Origin of the sequence: Cohnella xylanilytica, assembly GCF_014212175.1 — a bacterium.
Lineage (GTDB): Bacteria > Bacillota > Bacilli > Paenibacillales > Paenibacillaceae > Cohnella > Cohnella xylanilytica.
This window is the reverse complement of the sequence record NZ_JACJVR010000013.1, coordinates 1-17,878: the sequence shown is the minus strand read 5'-3', so window position 1 is coordinate 17,878 and position 17,878 is coordinate 1. Positions and strand designations below refer to the sequence as shown.

Genomic DNA, 17,878 nt, shown 5'->3' with positions numbered 1-17,878 from the left:
CGTTCGCGCGTCCTCTCGGCGAGGACGGTTTATCGCTTCTCTTCTTCCGCGGCGTCCGCCAGATCCGGGATCAGATCGTGCTCGACGACCCGATCCGAGATCTCGAGCTCCTTCTTCGCCGCTTCGGCTCCGGGCTTGCAAGCCGCCATGTCCGTCATCGTCCCGTCCGGAAGCGAGTAGCAGGAGCCGTTATCGACGATTCCGTCGCTGGAGGGGATGTAGTACGTCTTCCCGTCGGTATACCCGCCGTTGCGGAAGACGACGGGCTTCGCGGCGCCGGATACCATGCTGACGCCCATCAGCTTGTTGTCGCCGACCGGGATGCCGAGCAGCTGCATAATCGTCGGGGCGGTGTCGATCTGCCCGGCCGCCTTCTCGCTGACGCCGGCGTTCTCGTCGTTCGGGAAGCGGATGAAGAAGGGAACCTTGCGAACGAGCGCGTCCTTCTCTTGGTCCGTAAGCGCCCGCCCGTAAAATTGCTCGTACGTCTTCATATCGTACAGAGAGTTGTCGTGGTCGCCGTAGAACATCAGGATCGTGTCGTCCCACAGCCCTTCGTCCTTCAGGTCCTGCACGAGCTCTCCGATCGCCGCGTCGACGTAGTGGGACGCCTCGAGATAATCGCCGAACGTCGTGCCGGAGAACTCGCCGGCATCGAAGTCGGTCGCCGTCGACGGAAGGTTGAACGGATGATGCCCGGAGATCGTGATGGCGAGCGCGTAGAACGGATTCCGTCCCCGCTCCTTGAGCTGGTCGACCGTCTGGCGGAAGAACGACTTGTCGCCGATCGACCATCCGAGCGGCTCGTCGTTCGTATAGTCGTTAAGCGAGTAGAACTTCGCGTATTCCATGTTGCGGTACATGTTGGTCCGGTTCCAGAAGCTGCCGTCGTACGCGTGATGGACCGTCGTGTCGTAGCCTTGGCCGTTCAGAATCTTCGGCAGGCAGTTGAACTCGTGGTCCGCGAATCGGATGAACACCGAGCCCGACGGCATCGGATGCAGCGAGCAGCTCGTCAGGAAGTCCGCGTCCGACGTCCGCCCCTGCGAAGTCATGTGGTAGAAGTTCGGGAAATACAAACTTTGCTTGATCAGCTTGTTCAAGTTCGGCGTTATCTCTTGGCCGTTCACCGACTTGCCGAGCACGAATTCCTGGAACGCCTCCGCCTGGATGACCAGCACGTTCTTGCCCTTATAGGCCCCGAACAGGGGCTCGCTCTCGGCTTGCTTCTGAAGTTTGCCGCGTTCGGCGAACCAGTCGGCCGCTTCGGCGATCTCCTCCTTGGAGGGGCCGCTGCCGAACCAGTGCTCCTTCGCGTAGCGGTACGTATCGTAGCCGTGGAAGCCGAACAGCCCCGTCACGTTGTAGATCGGGATGTTCCACCAGTTGCCGACGAACAGCCCTCTCGCCCAGCCGTTCTTCTGCTCGTTCACCGGAATGGCGATCATGTAGATTCCAGCGACGAGAAGGGCCGCGCCAAGCGCGAGGCGGGCCCAGAACGGCCCGCGGAAGCGCCGCGCCGGCAAGAAGGAGGCCGATTCGCTCCGGGCGCGCGAGCGGCGAAGCCGCCAGCAGGTCCACGCGGCCAGGGCGACGGCGACCGGGACGTCCGCGAACAGAATCCAGTCGCCGCCGTGGATCAGGTTCCAGATGCTGTCCTGCAGCTCGCCGACCTGGCCGGCCTGCATGAGCACGGGGACGGAGATGAAGTCCTTGAAGTAGCGGAAATAGATGAGATCGGCGAAGATGGCGATCGACAGGAGAAGATGCAGGGCGGCCAGCGCGACGGCGCGGGTCCGGCGGCCGAGCCAGACGGTCCAGAAGGTGGCGAGCACCATCGCGCCGAGGTTGACCGTCCACTTCCAATGGTTCATGCCGCCGACGTTCAGTTCGCCGTCGAGCCAGTTCAATTTATAGAGCATGGACGCGATGAGCAGCATGGCTCCCCAGTACGGCCAATGCCGAAGACCGGCCAGCGAGAGCCGCGCTCCCTTGCGGGCGGCGGTTTGCAGTTGAGACATCATGTAATGTTCCCACATCCATTTGTAATCAGATTGTAAACAAAAGATAGTATAGCGCGAACGAAAGGGTTTTTTCAAACCTTAGAAGGATCTGGAAAAGCCGGTCGCGGCCGGATTCCGCCCTCGCCGCAGACGCGGGTAAGAGCCGAAGCTTCATTAAAGATTTCTAATCGATAATCCGGTCCGCGTCGGAGCGGGCACTTGCAATCTCGGCAAACTTGGCAAACTCGGCAAACGTAAAGGAAGCTTCGCGTTCGGAAGGGATTCTCGCTACAATAGGGAGACATAGGACAGAAGATCAAGAGACGGCGGCCGGCGAGACGAAGAGGCCGCCCGGGAGGATGCGATGGACATGAACTTGAATCCGCAAGCGGACGAATCCGCGAATCGAAGCGGGGAGCCGCGGGGCCGATCCGAGGCCGAGTCGAACGGGGACCTCCGCGAGATCGCCGGTCCCGAAGAGTACTTCGATTCGCTGTTCGACGCCGATCCCGAGCTGGAGCGGATCCGGGAGACGATCCGGGAGCGAGGAATGCCGGACATCTCGGTGGCGCCGGGCTACGGGCGGCTGCTGACGATGCTCGTGGCGGCGGCAGGGGCGAGGAGCCTGCTGGAGATCGGCGCCTTGGCCGGGTACAGCGGCATCTGCCTGGCGAGAGGGCTTCCGCCCGGCGAAGGGCGCGTGACCTCGCTTGAGCTGAAGCCCGAATACGCCGCCCTGGCGCGGGACAATCTGGCCGCGGCCGGCTACGGCGATCGCTGCGAGATGATCGTCGGCGCGGCGGCGGACAGCCTGGCCCGGCTCGAAGCGGAAGGCCGCCGCTTCGACTTCTTCTTCATCGACGCGGACAAGGAGAACTATCCGGTCTATCTGGAATACGCGATCAAGCTGGCCCGCCCCGGCGCGATCGTCGCCGCCGACAACACGCTGCTGCGGGGGCGCACGCTGAACCCCGACAAGACGGGGCCCGCCGTCCGGGCCGTGCGGGAATTCAACCGCACGATCGCGCGGGATCCGCGCTTGATCGGGACGCACCTGCCTTCCTACGACGGGCTGGCGCTCGCGATGGTGAAGTAGCGGGGGCAGGCGTCGCCTCCCCTCGCACATGCTTACCGTCCCGTCTCGCGCGCCGGCCGGTACAACGTCCGGTACGTCCATGCCGAGGCGGCGAGCAGGAAGGCGGCCGAGACGAGGAACAGGCCTTCGATGCCGATCAGGCCCGACAGGGCGCCGCCGACGACGGGGCCGACCATGTTCCCGAGCGCGAGGAAGCTGCCGTTGAACCCGAACGCCCGGCTGTCGCGCCCTTCCGGCGTATGCCGGCGGATGAGGGAGTTGACGGTCGGGATCAGCCCGCCGACGAAGCAGCCGAGCAGGAACCGGCAGACGAGCAGCTGCGGGACGGAGCCGACGAACGCTTGCGGAATGAACAGCAGGCCGGCTCCGATCAGCGAGACGATCAGAATCCGCACGGAGCCGATCCGGTCGCTGAGACGGCCGAGCAGCGGCGCGGAGAACATGTTCGAGAAGCCGGTCACCGAGCCGACGAAGCCGGACCAGAAGGCGAGATCGTCCGTCGTGCCGTGAAGCCGCTGCACGTAGAGCGGAATAAGCGTCATCGGGCTCAGCATGGCGAACTGGATGAGGAACGTGACCGTGAACAAGGCGGGAAGCTGGGGAACGCGAATCAGTTCGCCGAAGCCTCTGAGCATGCCGACCTGAGGGCGGTTCGCGGCCGCCTCCCGGTCGAACTTCTCCTTGACCATAAGCCAGGACAACGCCGATGCCAGGAAGAGAAGAGAGCCCGTGATATAGAAAATAGGACGGAACCCGAACGTGTCCGCCATGAGGCCACCGATGAGGGGGCCGAGAATCGTCCCCGCGGTGGCGCCCGATTGCAGCGTTCCCATGGCGAAGCCCATCTTCTCCTTCGGGGTCGTCGCCGACACGAGAGAGACCGCGGCGGGCGTATAGCCGGAGATGACGCCGTTGAGCCCGCGGAGCAGCAGAAGCTGCCAGGGAGCTGCCGCGAACCCCATCAGCACCATGACGGCCGACATGCCGAAGCCGGAGCGAAGCAGCATCATTTTCCGACCGTAACGTTCCGACAGCTTCCCCCACAACGGCTGGAAGAAGAACGAGGTGACGAAGTTCGCCGCGAAGATGAAGCCCGCCCACACGCCGATCTCGCGCGCGCCCGCAACGCCCAGGTCCTGCTGCAAATATAAGGAGAGGAACGGCGTAATCATCGTCATTCCCGCCGTCACCATAAAGTTGCCGAACCAGAGAACCGCCAGGTTCACCTTCCAACGCGGCATGACGATCCCCCTTGTGCGAATGCCGGGCATTCTATGTTATCTTAGAAGTAAGAGATGCGAAAACCAGTATAGCACAAGCGGCCCCGAAGCCCTAGAAGGACCGCATTCCTGTCGAGGTTTGTCATACTATTGTCATACTCCCCCGGAGCTTACAGGTTGTGAGCGCCTTCCAAAAGGGGCATAATGAAAGAATACGATGTATACCATTCCATGCCATGAAGGGGCCGAAGGCTGATGAACGACCGATTCTTGCGCGCTTGCCGCGGCGAACCCGTAGACCGGGTGCCGGTATGGTACATGCGCCAAGCCGGACGGTATGACCCCGATTACCGGAAAATCAAAGAGAAATACTCGCTGCTTGAAATTTGCCGCCAGCCCGAGCTGGCCGCCGAAGTGACGTTGATGCCCGTGCGGAAGCTCGGCGTCGACGCCGCCATTCTGTATTCCGATATTATGAATCCCGTCGCTTCCATCGGAATCGACTTCGACATCGTCAAGGACGTCGGTCCCGTCATCCATAACCCGGTGCGCTCCGCGGCGGACGTCGACAAGCTTCGCCCGATCGACGTCGAAGGCGATCTGTCGCACGTACTCGAGACGATCCGGATCTTGAGACGGGAGCTGGACGTTCCCCTCATCACGTTCGGGGGAGCGCCGTTCACGCTCGCCAGCTATATCGTGGAAGGACGGCCTTCCAAGTCGTACGCGAACACGAAGGCGCTTATGTACTCCGAGCCGGCCGTCTGGCACAAGCTCATGGGGAAGCTTGCCGAGATGGCGGCCGACTACCTCCGGGCCCACGCCGGCGCCGGGGCGCAGGCGATCCAGCTGTTCGACAGCTGGGTCGGAGCGCTCGCCCCGCACGACTTCGCGGAGTTCGTGCTGCCGCATGTCCGGACGATTTTCGACCGGTTGTCCGATCTGGACCTTCCGAAGATCTACTTCCCCGGCGTCAGCTCGGGCGAGCTGCTCCCGCTCTTGACGGAGCTTAAGGCCGACGTCGTCGGCCTCGACTGGCGGGTGCCGATCGCCGAAGGGCGCCGCCGCACCGGCGGGAAGTTCGCGGTGCAGGGCAATCTCGACCCGTACGTGCTGACCGCCCCGCAGTCCGTTATCCACGCCCACGCGGCGCGGCTCCTGGACGAGGGAATGCGCGAGCCCGGATTCGTGTTCAACCTGGGACACGGGCTGTTCCCGGAAGCGTCCCTCGACAAGCTGCGGGAGCTGACGGAATTCGTGCACGACTATTCGGAGCGGAAGCTGAAGGAAGGAGTCCCGACATGAGCGATCATTCGAACCCGGTCGGCGTCCTGGTCATGTCTTACGGCACGCCGGAGAGCATGGAAGGCGTCGAAGCCTATTATACGCACATTCGCAGGGGGCATCCCCCGACCGCGGAGCAGCTGGAGGATCTGACGAGCCGCTACCGCGCGATCGTCGGCGGCGTGTTCCCGCTCCGCGAGAATACGAACCGCCAGGCGGCGGCGCTCCAGCGCACGCTGGATGAGCTGGCCGGAGCGGGCGCGTACAAGTGCTACCAAGGGCTGAAGCACGCGGCTCCCTTCATCGAGGACGGCGTCGCCGCGATGGCGGAGGACGGCGTGAAGGAAGCGGTCGCGATCGTGCTGACGCCGCAGTACTCGTCGATGAGCGTCGGCGGCTACATGAAGCGGGCGAAGGAAGAAGCCGAGAAGCGCGGCATTCGCCTCGCGACGGTGGAGAGCTACCACCTTCATCCGGAGCTGATCTCGGCGCTGGCGAAGCGGGTGTCCGAAGGGCTGGACAAGTTCGGCGACGGCCGCGGAGACGCGCTCGTGCTGTTCAGCGCGCACAGCCTGCCGGAGAAGATCTTGGAGCTGAAGGATCCGTATCCGGAGCAGCTGCTGGAGACGTCGCGCGCCGTGGCCGGTTTAGCCGGCGTGGAGCGGTGGCAGTTCACGTGGCAGAGCGCCGGGCAGACCGGCCAGCCGTGGCTCGGCCCGGACATTCTCGACACGCTGGACGCGCTCGCCCGCGAAGGAACGAAGAACGTGCTCGTGGCGCCGGTCGGCTTCGTGTCGGACCATCTGGAGGTTCTGTACGACATCGACATCGAGGCGCGGCGGTTCTCGGAGGAGCGCGGCATCCGCCTGGAGCGGATCGCGATGCTGAACGACGACCCGCAGTACATGAAGGCTTTGGCGGAATCCGTGTTGGAGGCCTCGAAGCGTTAAAAGCATTAATAGCGTTAAAAGCGTTAGAAGCGTTAGCAGAAGCGATGCCTGAAGGGGCAACGAAGCGATAACTGAAGAGGAGAGTGGCGTTATGAGACGGGATGTCAGACGGGTGGCGATACTCGGAGGCGGCATCACCGGCCTGAGCGCCGCTTTTTATTTGAAGCGGCTGGCGAAGGAGCGGGGACGGGAGATCGACGTCGTCGTGCTGGAGAAGTCGGGCCGGCTCGGCGGCAAGGTGAACACGCTTCGCAAGAACGGCTTCGTCATCGAACGCGGGCCGGACTCGTTCCTCGGGCGGAAGCTGCCGATGCTGCGTCTGGCCCGGGAGCTCGGCCTGCTGGACGAGCTGACCGGCACGAACCCGCAGGCGACGAAGACGTACCTGGCGATGGACGGGCGGCTGCAGCCGATGCCGAAGGGACTGAACCTCGGCATCCCGAACGACCTGGGCGCGTTCGCGAGGAACAGCGTCGTGTCGCCGCGCGGCAAGCTGCGGGCGCTCGACGAGCTGCGGCTGCCGCCGAAGGAGGACGACGCCGACGAGACGGTCGGCGGCTTCCTCGAGCGCCGGCTCGGCCGGGAGATGGTCGAGCGCGTCGCGGAGCCGCTGCTCGCCGGCATCCACGCCGGCAATCTGTACCGGCTCGGCTTGAAGGCGACGTTCCCTCAGTTCGCGGAGATGGAACGGAAGCACGGCAGCGTCATCCGCGGCATGATCGAAGCGCGGAAGACCGCTCCGGCCGCCGGAGCGAAGGCGGCGGAAGCCCGCTCCGCGGCGGTGGGCGGGGCGAAGATTCCGCCGACCGCGTTCCTGACGTTCAGGAACGGGCTCAGCACCTTGATCGAAGCGCTGGAGGAGAAGCTGCGCGAAGAAGGCGCCGAGATCCGTCTCGGCGCGGAAGTCGCGGCGATCGCGCGGACGGAGGAGCGCGGCCGCGGCTCGGCGGAGGCAGCTTCGGCTCCCGCCGCGGCGTACCGGCTTACGCTCGCGGACGGCTCGACGCTCGAAGCGGACGACGTGCTGCTGACGCTTCCCGGCTACGCGACCGCCGAGCTGCTCTCGCCGCACGTCGATGTCGGCGCGCTTCGCATCGACTACGTGTCGGTGGCGAACGTCGTCTTCGCCTACGACGCGAAGGGCTTCAACCATAAGCTCGACGGCTCCGGCTTCCTCGTGCCGCACGGCGAAGGGCGGACGATCACGGCGAGCACGTGGACGTCGTCGAAGTGGGGGCATACCGCCCCGGCCGGCAAGCGGCTGATCCGCTGCTACGTCGGGCACGCCGACGACCAGTCCGCCGTCGAGCTGTCGGACGAGGAGATGACGGCGGCGGTGCGGCGCGACATCCGCGAGCTGATGGGGCTCACCGCCGAGCCGGAGTTCGTCGAGATCACGCGGCTGCGCCGCTCGATGCCGCAGTATCCGGTCGGCCACGCCGATCGCGTCGCGGCGTTCCGCGCGGAGCTGGCGAGCCGGCTTCCCGGCGTCTACGCGACGGGCGCCCCGTTCGACGGCGTCGGCTTGCCGGACTGCGTCCAGATGGCGAAGGAAGCCGCCGAGCGGATGCTTGCGGACGAGGCCTGATTTCCGAGCTTCGTATCGCGAGCGCAAAGACAAAGAGACCTTCCGATGGAGAACGGAATCGCCGTTTTCCTTCGGAAGGTCTCTTTTTTCAAGGCAGACCTATTCTCTAGCCTCTTCGATACAGAAAGCGGACTCAAGATAGGCACGCCCCATACGTCCGAGAGAACGTAACGGTCACCTCGGCCGTTATGAACGCCGAATTCGGTAGGACGGCTTGGCGCCTAGCGGCGAAAACGAATGACCTTCGATACGATCGGGGCTTTTCGGAGGGCTCGCGCTTTAACGAACCCAGGAATCGCTATTTGGCCCGAATGCCCCTAATAGAGGGTCTAACGAATCCCAGCGACCTTATTTGGGCCGTCGAGGGGCAAAATCGGGCTTCCGGAACGAAATAGCGTTGCTACGATTCGTTAGACACGAAATTTGCTTATTTTCACCAAAATAGCGTTTCCTCGATTCGTAGCCATGCTCCGTGCGCCTTCCGCGAGTCATCGCCCGCCGTTTCCCGTTCGCCAATTTCCCGTTCGCCATCTCGCCTTCCGCGCCCCAAAACGTTCTCCAAGCCCGCTCTATCCAAGCTCCGATCCGGACTCCCGGTTTATGCCATCCCGAACATGATCTTCTTGACGAGCATCTCCAGCTTGCCCTGAAGCTCCGAATCGTCGAGGGAGCCGTGAGCCTCCGGCGTCAGCAGTTGCAGCTTGCGCATCCGGTAATAATCGCAGATGGCGTTCTGCAGCGTCAGGTTGTTCTTCATCAAGACGACCGGGTTGACCAGCTGCTTGCACATGAGTTCGTCCTGCATGACGATCAGCGTCGCGTTCTGGCGATGGAACGCCTTCGCCTCCATCCCCGCCTCGTAGAACTCCTTCAAGCTCTCGTTCCGCGCGCCGATCGCGGCGTCCACCTGTTCGTACAGCTCCGGAAGCGAGTCGCGAAGGTCGTTCATGAACGGTTCGCTGCCGTAGTTGGCGATCAGCAGCGTCTGGGGGAACGACTTCTGGAACCGAACCGGGTAGGGCAGCTCCGAATCGCCGAGATAATCCTTGTACAGATCGATAATCCGACGGATAAACAGATCGACGACGATCCCCACGATCTCTTCCTTGGAGCTGAAATATTTATAAAGCGTCGCCTTCGAGATGTCCATCTGCTTGGCGACGTCGTCCATGCGCAATTGTTGGAACCCGCCCGACTTGAACGGGTACAGCAGCTTGGAGACCAGCTTATTCCGGCATTCCGGATCGGTGTAGCGCCAGCCGACGGCGCCGTCTTCCTGAGTTCTCATAAGCGCTCTCCATCCCTTCTTTAGAACAGTATAAACAAGATTGGCGGCCAGGTAAACCAAATAGACAAACTAAACTAAAATAATCGAAAGTAGTTTACACGGTCTGAATTGTGTTGTATGATCTTCTCACCATACTAGACACAAAGGGATGAGGGAGTAACCATGACCGCAAGCCAAGAAGAGACGAAGATCCGTTTCTGGCCGATTATGTTCGCGATATTTTTCGGATCGTTCCTAAGCGTCCTCGGCATCAGCACGATCAACATCGCGCTGCCGCTCCTTATGGAGGATTTCCACAGCAGCCTGAACACGATTCAATGGGTGCTCACCGGCTTCATGCTCTCGCTCGGCGTCATCGCCCCGCTGACCGGCTACCTGGGGGAGAAGATCGGGTTCAAGAAGCTGTATCTGTACGCGATGATCGGCTTCGTCGCGTTCTCGCTGCTGTGCGGGTTCGCCTGGAGCGCGACGTCGCTCATCGTCTTCCGGATCGCGCAGGGCGTGTTCAGCGGCCTCGTGCTTCCGGCTACCATGACGATTATTTTCCAAGTCATCCCGCGGGAAAAGCAGGCGTTCGCCGTCAGCATCTGGGGGCTGTCGGCCATGCTGGCGCCCGCCTTCGGCCCGACGATCAGCGGCTGGCTGATTCAGAATTACAGCTGGACGTGGCTGTTCTTCATCAACGTGCCGATCGGGCTCGTCGCGATTCTGTTCATCCAATGGATGATTCCCGACTACCGGATCGGCGGCGGCAAGTCGCTCGACAAGTCGGGTCTCGCCACGGTCGTCGTCAGCAGCGCCTCCATTCTGCTGGCGCTTAGCGAAGGGCGCCAATGGGGGTGGACGTCCTGGAAGACGCTCGGCCTGTTCGTCTTCGGCTTCGTCATGCTGGCGCTGTTCATCTGGCGCGAGCTGAGAGCGAAAGAGCCTCTTCTGAACCTGAGGGTGTTGTCGAATCGCCGGTTCTCGATCACTCTCGTCTCCAGCACGGTGTTCATGATCAGCCTCTACTCGGGGACGCTGCTCGTGCCGCTGTTCCTGCAGAACGTCCAGCACGTTACGCCGCTCGACACGGGCATCATCATGCTTCCGGCGTCGCTTATTATGGCGCTCTGCATGCCGCTGGCCGGCCGGCTGTATTCGCGGATCGGCCCCCGCTGGATGACGGTAGGCGGTCTCGCGCTCGTGCTGCTCGGCACGTTCGAGATGACCCGGCTGGACGTCGGCACCAGCCATCTCTACATTATTCTATGGATGACCGTCCGCAATATCGGCGTGTCGTTCGCGATGGCGGCTACGAGCACGGCGAGCATGGAGGAGATTCCGCCGGCCCAATCCGGCCACGCCTCCTCGGTCACGAACTGGGTTCGCAACGTAGGCGGCTCGTTCTCCATCGCCTTGTTCACCTCGCTGCTCATCTCCCACGCGGCGAGCCACGGGAAGACGCTGGCCGCCGGAGGGGGCGACGCCGCGTCGATTCCGCTCCACGCTTATACGATGAGCGTCAACGACGTGTTCCTGATCGCGACCGTCATCGGGATCGCGGCGCTGCCGTTCGGCCTTCTCGTCGGCAAGCGGAAGGAAGCCCGCACTCCGGGAATCGCGGGCGGCCTCGGGGAAGGGAAGACGGCTTAAGGCAGAAGAACGCCGTCGGCTGGCGATACATTGAGATCGACTTTATAGAACGATTGCCAAAGGCTTCTGATTTTTACGATAAAAGGGATAAGCCGACCCGCCGAAGGGACGAACGGACGAGTAGATCCGGATCGTCCCTTCTTTGTGTTCATTTTTATCCCCCCGGAAGAGGATACGCTCTTATAGCGCCGCTCGCGACCTACTATAATGAGAGTATTCGCCGCGTTCTTCCTGATATAATCAGGGTGAATGGACTACGGAAAGGGATGAACGCGATCCGATGAGCCTGGGCAGACGGGTGTTCACCGCTTTTTTTATTTTTATCATCGTGCCGTTATTCGTGCTCGGAACCGTCTCATATCTCGTCTTCCAGCACATTACCCAAGAGAAATACACGGAGCAGATGGAGCTGTCCATGAACGCGATCGGACGCAACCTGAGCAGCATGTTCCGCGAGGCGAACTACTTCTCCGACTTCTGGGTGACGACCAAGGACAGCGTCGAGAGCGTCGACCAGTCGTTCCGCGGGGAGGGGCCTCCCCTGTCGGGCCAGAACGACGCGATCATCGACGAGATGCTGGAGAACCAGAAGCTGAGCCAGCGGGTGCTGCTGACGTACCCGGGCATCAAGTCGGTGACGCTCTACCGGAACGACGGGCGCGTCGTCAGCGTGAAGTTCATTCCGGACAACCCGTTCTCCATCACGACGCTCCGCCAGAACCCGATCTACGAGGAAGTAATCAAGAAGAACGGGGCTCCGGTGTGGATCGGTCCGAACGAGGACCGCCGGCTGACGGGGGAGAACAACCTGTTCACGCAGATCCGCGTGCTCCTCGACATCGATACGATGACGAGCAAGGGAATTCTGGTCATCCGGTTCCAGATGAACGAGCTGAGCCGGACCTTCGACTTCTATAACACGGGGGCGAGCGACAGCCGCCGCTATCTGATCGTCGGCCGGGGAGGCACCGTCGTCTACGACAGCGGCGCCTCCCTCGAAGGCCAGAACTTCTACTTGAGCGCCGATCCGAACGGCAAGCTGCGCCTGGAGAGGAACTTCCAGAGCGAGAAGATGAAGTTCCTCGGCCGGCAGAGTCTCGTGTCGGTCCACAATCTGGGCGATATCAAGCGGCTCGGCGTCGGCGACTGGACGCTCGTCACCGTCACCGATTGGAAGTATCTGTCCGGCGACCAGACGGCCGTGCTCGCCTGGGTGGTCGGCATTACGGCGGCGTCGCTCGGCTGCGCCCTGCTGTTCAACCTGATGTTCGTCCGCCGGACGGTCGGCTTCATCGTCCGGGTCGTCGGGGCGATGAGACGGGTCGAGCGGGGCGATCTGACGACGCGGGTGCCGATCGTCGGCAACGACGAGACCGTTATTTTGGCCAAGGGCTTCAACAGCCTCGTCGAGCGGGTGTCGGAGCTGCTGGAGGACGTGACCCGGGAGCAGAGACGGAAGCGGAAGGCCGAGATGATGCTGCTGCAGGCGCAGATCAAGCCTCACTTCCTGTTCAACGCGCTGGAGTCGATCAACATTCTCGCCGTCCAGAACGAAGGCCGCAAGGTGAGCAAGATGGTGCAGCGGCTCGCGAATATTTTCCGCATCAGCATCCAGCAGAAGGAGATCATCCGGATCGATCAGGAGCTCGAGCATCTTCGCAGCTACCTGGAGATTCAGAAGTTCCGCTTCGAGGAGCTGTTCGAGTTCGAGATCGACGTTCCCGAATCGCTGTGGTCCTACGGCATTCTGAAGCTGACGCTGCAGCCGCTCGTCGAGAACAGCATCCAGCACGGCTTCGAAGGGATCGATTATCTGGGCAAAATTACGGTCAGAGCCCAAGAAGAAGGGGACCATATCGCCTTCTACGTGGAAGACAACGGAATCGGCATCCCGCAGGAGAGGCTCGCCCGGTTCGCGACCGGCGGCGTGACGACTCTCGGAGAGCTGTACGAAGAGTCGCCGGAGACCGGAGAGCGGCGCGGGCTCGGCGTCGGCAACGTGGCCGACCGCCTGCGCATTCACTACGGTCCGGGATACGGCTTGCTGGTCTGCAGTTCTCCCGGTCAAGGAACTGTCATCAAGTGTCTCATACCGAAGTGAGAACAATCGGGCAGGGAGGAATGGCCATGGATTTGAAGGTGCTGCTCGTGGACGACGAGATCAACATTCTCAAAAATCTTCAGGCCGTCGTGCCGTGGGAAGAGATGGGAGCGAAGGTGATCGGGACGGCGAAGAACGGCGAGATCGCCCTCGAGCTGGCGAAGGAGTGGAAGCCGGACCTCATTCTGTGCGACATCCGAATGCCGGTCATGGACGGGATCGAGTTCCTCGGCGCGCTGCGGGAGTTCGACGCGGATGCCGAAGTGATCATGATGACCGGCTACCAGGACTTCAGTTACGTCCGGTCCGTCATCCGCTACGAGGTGCGGGACTATATCCTGAAGCCGATCGATTACGACGAGCTGGCGCAGACGATCGCCCGGCTGGCGGACGGCATCCGCGAGCGGAACGCCGAGCAGCAGACGATCCAGAAGGAATGGCGCCAGGTGTTCCGCCTTGCCTACGAGAAGGTGCTGTACGACCTGCTCATCGACGTGGGAGGGGGGCAATCGAAGCCGTTCCTTCAGTTCCGCGAGATGTCCGGCGAAGACCTCACGTTCGCGATGATGCTCGTCGACGTCGAGGAATATTCCCGGAAGGAATGCCTGTGGAACGAGAAGGAGCGCAAGCTGTGGAACTTCGCGATCCATAACATCCTGCAGGAGAACCTTCAATCGTTCGAAGTGCCTTATTCCGTGCTGCAGGCGCGCAGCGGCGAGTGGTGCGTCCTGATCGAGCGGATACCGCCGGAGACGTTCGACCGGGAGGAATGCGAGGCGTGGGCGGCGAAGCTGCGGATGGCGGTCGTGAACTATCTGAAAATGAACATTCGCGTCGCCCTGCATCCGTCCCCCGTGACGCTGGAGCGGCTCGCCAAGACGTACAAACATCTTCAGCGCTCGCTTCATCTCGGAAGCGGGCTGGAGAAGGGGAGCGGGCAGGGGAACGGAATTCTCGTTCCGGACCGCCGGAAGGGAGTCCAGGACGAGACGCAGGAGCTGTGGGACCGCATCGAGGAGATGGTGACGGGGCTGAAGCGCTGCGACCGGCGCAAGACCGAATCCGCGCTGAAGGAGCTGAACGAGAGCTTCCGGAGGCTGCCGGAGACGTCCTTCGAGCGGGTGGAGCCGATTCTGCATTACGTCTGCCTCCACCTGCTGCGCGAGATGAGGGCGATGGACGTCATCGGCCGGGACGACGAGAAGGACTATTGGGGCCAGATCGACCGCAGCCCGGGCATTCGGGAGACGCTTCAGCTCATCAACCGCCTCGTCGACCAGTCGATCGACAACGTCATGAAGAAGAAGACGAGCGACGTGCTTATGCTCTCGGCCAAAGACTACATTGAGAGGAATCTCTCCTCGGATCTGAGCATCGACATGCTGGCCGATTACCTCGGCATCAGCGGCAGCTACTTCAGTCTGCTGTTCAAGCAGCACTTCGGCGACACGTTCGTCGAATACGTGACGAAGCAGAGGATGGAGATGGCGAAGTCGCTGCTCGCCCTGAGCGACAAGAGCGTCACCGTCGTCGGGCAGATGGTCGGGTATGCCGAACGCCGCTATTTCACCCGGGTATTCAGCAAGTATACCGGCATGCTGCCTTCCGAATACCGCGAGAAGGCGCACAGCCGGTCCGAAGAACAACCGATCCTGTCCGGATGGACCGATAAGGAGAGTCTAGGATGACGAGCAATCGCGACGAACGGCAAGACTGGCGGCAGATGAGCTTGAAGGAAAAGGTGGGGCAGCTGTTCGTCTGCGGCTTCGACGGCTATGAGCCGACGGATGGCATCCGTCGGCTGATCAAGGAATACGGGCTTGGCGGCGTTATTTACTTCCGCCGCAACCTGCGGGATGCGGAGCAGGTCGCCGCGCTGACGGCGAAGCTGCAGGCGGAGGCGGACGTGCCGCTGTTCGTCTCCATCGACCAGGAGGGCGGCATGGTCGTCCGGCTGGAGGAAGGCGTCACGGTCATGCCGGGTTCGATGGCGCTCGGCGCCGCGGGCGAGCCGGCCTGGGCCTACGAGACGGCCCGCTGGTCCGGCGCGGAGCTGCGGCGGATCGGCGTCAACATGAACTTCGCCCCGTGCCTGGACGTGAATAACAATCCGGCGAACCCGGTTATCGGCGTCCGTTCCTACGGGGAGGATCCGAAGCGGGTGGCCGTTCTCGGCGTCGCCGCCGTGAGAGGGTATCAGGAGAGCGGCGTGGCCGCCGTGGCCAAGCATTTCCCGGGACATGGGGACACGGCCGCCGACTCGCACCACGAGCTGCCGGTCGTTCCGCACGGGCGGGACCGGCTGGACGCGGTGGAGCTGCTGCCGTTCCGCGCGGCGATCGAAGCCGGCGTCGACGCGATCATGACGGCGCACGTCGTGTTCCCGGCTTACGAGCCGGACAACGTTCCCGCGACGCTGTCGAAGCGGATCTTGACCGGCCTGCTTCGCGAGCGGCTCGGCTATGACGGCGTCGTCGTGACCGACTGCCTGGAGATGAACGCGATCGCGGGCACGATCGGCGTCGCGCGGGGGGCGGTCGAGGCGGTGAAGGGAGGAGCGGACCTCGTGCTCGTCAGCCATCGGCTGGACCGGCAGATCGCTGCGCTCGAAGCGGTGTACGAGGCCGTGCTCGCGGGAGAGATCCCGGAATCGCGGATCAACGAGGCGGCGGAGCGGGTGCGGAAGCTGAAGCTCGAGCGAGGCCTGTTCGCGGCTTCGCTCCCGGTGAATCCGGACGCGGCCGCGGCCCGGGAGGTTGCGAGACTCGCCAGCGAGGCGGCGGTGACGGTCGTCAAGGGGGCGGAGCTGCTGCCTCTGAGCCGCGTCTCGCAGGTGCTCAGCGTCTGGGCGGAGGCTCGGGTCGGCACGGAAGTGATCGAGGTTATCGCGCAGGAGCGCACGGTTGGGGCGGCGCTGTGGGACGAGGGCTACGCCGTGGAGGAAGTGCGCGTCGGGCTCGAGCCCGACGAGGCCGAGAGCGCGGCGGCTCTGGAGTGGGCGGAGCAGGCGGACGCGATCGTGTTCGCGTCGTACGACGCCGGCTTCTCGCGGCGCCAGGCCGATCTGATCGCGAGGCTCGCCGCGCTCGGCAAGCCGCTCGTGCTCGTCGCGACGCGCACGCCTTACGACCTGCTCGAGGTGCCGGACGTGCCCGCTTACGTATGCACGTTCGAGAACAAGCCGACGATGATGACCGCGCTCGCCGGCGTTCTGTCGGGGCGGCTTCCGGCCAAGGGCCGCCTGCCCGTGACGATCGGCCCGTTCGCGAGGCAAGAGCTGGCCTGATACCGGCCATCGTTACATCCATCGGAAGCTGTCCGCGCGGACAGCTTCTTTTGTTTGAACGCTGTCATGCCCCCGTCGCCGGTTGCCCTTCTGGCGAGAATTGCTATCTTGTTAGTACGATAGAGCTGTCCCGAAGCACGCGCCGCCTGCTCCTTCGATGTTGTTGGCGGCGCTCGTTTGAACGCTGTCTTGCCCCCGTCGCCGGTAGCCGCTTCTGGAAGGATTTGCTGCCTTGTTGAAGAACAATATAGCTGTCCCGAAGCACGCGCCGCCTGCTCCTTCGATGTTGTTGGCGGCGCTCGTTTGAACGCTGTCTTGCCCCCGTCGCCGGTAGCCGTTTTCTGGAAGGATATGCTATCTTGTTGATGTACGATATAGTCGGCACGAAGCACGCGCCGCCTGCTCCTTCGATGGGGTTGGCGGCCCTTGTTTGAACGCTGTCATGCCCCCGTCGCCGGTTGCCGTTTCTGGAAGGATATGCTATCTTGTTGATGTACGATAGTCGGCGCGAAGCACGCGCCGCCTGCTCCTTTGATGGGGTAGGCGGCGCTTTTATTTTTTTCTAAGGAGGCATTGAGGATGTTTGACGAGAAGTTCGAAGCTTATTGGAGAGAGCAGGTTCGAGGGGCCGAGGGGCAGAGGAAGGAGATGCTGGGAAGGGATTTGACGGGAACGAAGATTCTGCTGCAGACGGTGCTGCTCCCGGTATTCGGCACCTTTGACGGCCTCGTGCTGGAGCATGAGATGACGAGTCTATCGGGAGTGAAAATTTACGGAGACGTCTATTGTCCGAGGTTAAGGACCGTGTTCGAAGAGGAGCACTACATCACCCACGCGGAGAAGATGACAAGGGGGCGGTTCTCTTTCGAACGCGCTCGCGCACGCTCGATGGCTGCGTTAGGCCTCGTTTACTATCCATACGGACGGGATGAGCTGGAGAGGAAGCCTGATTGGTGCCGGCGCGATCTGTACGAGTTTATCGGCCGGGTCGGCAGCGCGAGCAATACGGGATTGATGCGTTTGCCTGTCTACGAGAGGGAGGTCGTTCGTTGCGCTTTGTATTGGAACGACTCCTTCGACCTCGCGATCGCCAGCCAATGGCTCCAGTTGGGCAAGGAGACGACGCGCAAAATTTTGAGCAAGCTGGAAGCGGCCCGTTGGATCGCGCCGGTGGGAGGAAGCGAGAGAAGGTGTCACCGGTTCATGCTGACCGGGAATGCGGCATCTCTTATCTACGAGGATGAGACTCGCACGGGGGAGATGTTCTAAAACATCAAGTATCTTGGTCGGAAGAGGGGCCTGCGAGAGGGAGATGTTCTAAAACATCAAGTATCTCGGACGGAAAAGGGGCTAGTGAGAGGGAGATGTTCTAAAACATCGAGTATCTCGGTCGAAAGAGGGGGCGGCGAGAGGGAGATGTTCTAAAA

General features: G+C 62.4%; 12 protein-coding genes. 9 read left to right on the top strand and 3 right to left on the bottom strand.

What is annotated here, in order from left to right:
* Positions 1–29: 29 nt before the first annotated feature.
* Positions 30–2,024 carry an LTA synthase family protein gene (locus H7B90_RS04230; RefSeq protein WP_185134637.1) on the bottom strand — a complete coding sequence of 665 codons (1,995 nt, stop codon included), beginning with the start codon at positions 2,022–2,024 and terminating at the stop codon, positions 30–32.
* A 349-nt stretch (positions 2,025–2,373) separates the two neighbouring features.
* Between H7B90_RS04230 and H7B90_RS04225 the strand changes: the two genes are divergently transcribed.
* Positions 2,374–3,099 (top strand): O-methyltransferase, encoded by a 726-nt coding sequence (locus H7B90_RS04225; RefSeq protein ID WP_185134636.1) that lies wholly within the window; start codon positions 2,374–2,376, stop codon positions 3,097–3,099.
* Positions 3,100–3,131: 32 nt separating this feature from the next.
* Here the strand turns inward: H7B90_RS04225 and H7B90_RS04220 are convergent, their stop codons facing one another.
* Positions 3,132–4,340 carry an MFS transporter gene (locus H7B90_RS04220; RefSeq protein ID WP_185134635.1) on the bottom strand — a complete coding sequence of 403 codons (1,209 nt, stop codon included), beginning with the start codon at positions 4,338–4,340 and terminating at the stop codon, positions 3,132–3,134.
* A gap of 234 nt (positions 4,341–4,574) precedes the next feature.
* Here H7B90_RS04220 and hemE point away from each other — a divergent pair, with 234 nt between their 5' ends.
* The 3 genes from hemE (at position 4,575) to hemG (ending at position 8,141) form a co-directional block, all read left to right on the top strand.
* A complete protein-coding gene (gene hemE / locus H7B90_RS04215; protein ID WP_185134634.1) occupies positions 4,575–5,624 on the top strand; it encodes a uroporphyrinogen decarboxylase in 1,050 nt (349 codons plus the stop codon).
* Positions 5,621–6,553, top strand: a complete 933-nt coding sequence (hemH, locus tag H7B90_RS04210) for a ferrochelatase (RefSeq protein WP_185134633.1) — start codon at positions 5,621–5,623, stop codon at positions 6,551–6,553. Before hemE ends, hemH begins: the two co-directional genes overlap by 4 nt.
* A 91-nt stretch (positions 6,554–6,644) precedes the next feature.
* Entirely contained in the window at positions 6,645–8,141 is a 1,497-nt protein-coding gene (gene hemG / locus H7B90_RS04205; RefSeq protein WP_185134632.1) for a protoporphyrinogen oxidase, read from the top strand.
* A 598-nt stretch (positions 8,142–8,739) separates the two neighbouring features.
* Here the strand turns inward: hemG and H7B90_RS04200 are convergent.
* Positions 8,740–9,429, bottom strand: coding sequence for a TetR/AcrR family transcriptional regulator (locus H7B90_RS04200; protein WP_185134631.1), 690 nt, complete (start codon positions 9,427–9,429; stop codon positions 8,740–8,742).
* 162 nt (positions 9,430–9,591) lie between these two features.
* Here H7B90_RS04200 and H7B90_RS04195 point away from each other — a divergent pair, with 162 nt between their 5' ends.
* The 5 genes from H7B90_RS04195 (at position 9,592) to H7B90_RS04175 (ending at position 17,720) form a co-directional block, all read left to right on the top strand.
* Positions 9,592–11,064 carry an MDR family MFS transporter gene (locus H7B90_RS04195; RefSeq protein ID WP_185134630.1) on the top strand — a complete coding sequence of 491 codons (1,473 nt, stop codon included), beginning with the start codon at positions 9,592–9,594 and terminating at the stop codon, positions 11,062–11,064.
* A gap of 280 nt (positions 11,065–11,344) precedes the next feature.
* Entirely contained in the window at positions 11,345–13,165 is a 1,821-nt protein-coding gene (locus tag H7B90_RS04190; protein ID WP_185134629.1) for a cache domain-containing sensor histidine kinase, read from the top strand.
* 26 nt (positions 13,166–13,191) lie between these two features.
* Positions 13,192–14,853 carry a response regulator gene (locus H7B90_RS04185; RefSeq protein WP_185134628.1) on the top strand — a complete coding sequence of 554 codons (1,662 nt, stop codon included), beginning with the start codon at positions 13,192–13,194 and terminating at the stop codon, positions 14,851–14,853.
* Entirely contained in the window at positions 14,850–16,451 is a 1,602-nt protein-coding gene (gene nagZ, locus H7B90_RS04180) for a beta-N-acetylhexosaminidase (RefSeq protein ID WP_185134627.1), read from the top strand. Before H7B90_RS04185 ends, nagZ begins: the two co-directional genes overlap by 4 nt.
* Before the next feature lie 579 nt (positions 16,452–17,030).
* Positions 17,031–17,720 (top strand): hypothetical protein, encoded by a 690-nt coding sequence (locus H7B90_RS04175; protein ID WP_185134626.1) that lies wholly within the window; start codon positions 17,031–17,033, stop codon positions 17,718–17,720.
* Positions 17,721–17,878: the final 158 nt, after the last annotated feature.